The organism is Amycolatopsis sp. NPDC058340, from assembly GCF_042723975.1.
Lineage (GTDB): Bacteria > Actinomycetota > Actinomycetes > Mycobacteriales > Pseudonocardiaceae > Amycolatopsis.
The window spans coordinates 1-1,297 of sequence record NZ_JBHXIB010000107.1 but is presented as its reverse complement, the minus strand read 5'-3'; the positions used below and the strand labels follow the sequence as shown (position 1 = coordinate 1,297).

General features: G+C 66.5%; 1 protein-coding gene. It reads right to left on the bottom strand.

From position 1 onward, the window contains the following. Positions 1–13: 13 nt before the first annotated feature. Positions 14–1,036, bottom strand: a complete 1,023-nt coding sequence (locus tag ACFWIW_RS42145) for an IS110 family transposase (protein WP_378373604.1) — start codon at positions 1,034–1,036, stop codon at positions 14–16. Positions 1,037–1,297: the final 261 nt, after the last annotated feature.

Sequence of the window (1,297 nt, the reverse complement as noted above, 5' to 3'; positions counted from 1 at the left end):
GCGAAAGAAGCTTCTATGTCAAGTCTGCTTTGAGTGCTTGGTAGATGGTGTTGGTGAGGTGTCGTTTGAGTGCTCGGAGTGCGGCTTTGGTGGTGGCGTGGGGGTGGTTTGTGGTCCAGGTGTCGTGGTAGTGGCGGGCTGGTGGGTGGTGGGCGAGTTGGGTGATGGCGATGCGGTGGATGCAGGTGTTGAGTTGTCGGTTGCCGCCGCGGTTGAGGCGGTAGTGGGGTTTGTTGCTGGTCCAGACGGGGATGGGTGCGGTGCCGGTGTGCATGGCGTAGGCGGCTGGTGAGCGGAATCGGGTGATGCCGGCGGTTTCGCCGATGATTTTCGCGGCGGTGATCGTGCCGACGCCGGTGATGGACAGGAGTGTGGGGGCCAGGGGCTGGACTCGGTCGGTGAGCTGGTGTTCGAGCTGGGTGATTTGCTGGCCGAGGGTGGTGATCTCGGTGAGGAGGTCGAGGGCGAGGTCGCGGCGGACGCTGGGGTCGAGGGCGGTGATCGCGCTGGTGAGGGTGGCGAGTGTGCGTGGCCTGGTCAGGTCGTGGTGGTTCTGGTCGAGGTCGGGATCGAGGTCGTGCAGGTGCCAGCGCAGCTGGTTGATGCTGGCGGTGCGGCGGTTGACCAGGTTCTCGCGTCGGTCGGTCAGCAGCCGCAGGTCCAGGGCTTGCTGGTCCAGGTGCGCGGTCGGCAGGCTGGGTTCGCGCAGGGCTGCGCGGGCGACGGCGAGGGCGTCGATCGGGTCGGACTTGCCGCGGGTGCGGGCCGAGGCCCGGCAGGCGGCCATCAGCTTCGGGGGCACCCATTTCACGGGGGCGCCGGTGCCGATCAGGGCGTGGACCAGCCGCCCGGCGACACCGCGGCCGTCCTCGACCGCCCAGACCAGCTCGGTCCCGAACCGGGCGGCCCAGGCCCGCAGGCGGAGGAGTCCGTCGTTGTCGGAGCGGACGGTCTTGCAGGCCAGTTTCCGTCCGGCCTGATCGACAGCGACCGCGGTGTGACTGGACTTGTGCGGATCTATCCCGATGACCACCATGGACACGCGCGTGTTCCTTCCCTAGCCGGAGAACGGGTGCACCTTTCCGGGCCGGGCTGGTCGGACACACCTCAGTCGAGGTTGACGCGTCTAGTCCACGCTTCTATCAAGTCAGGCCAGCCAGGCCCGGACCTTGATCACGCTGGACAGTTCTTTCACAAGCCAGCAAGGCAGTGGCTTTCAGAGTCACCACGCGACCAAGACCGGACCCTAACCACTCACACGAGCAGCACAACCACCCTGACACTGAGTGGCTTTCGC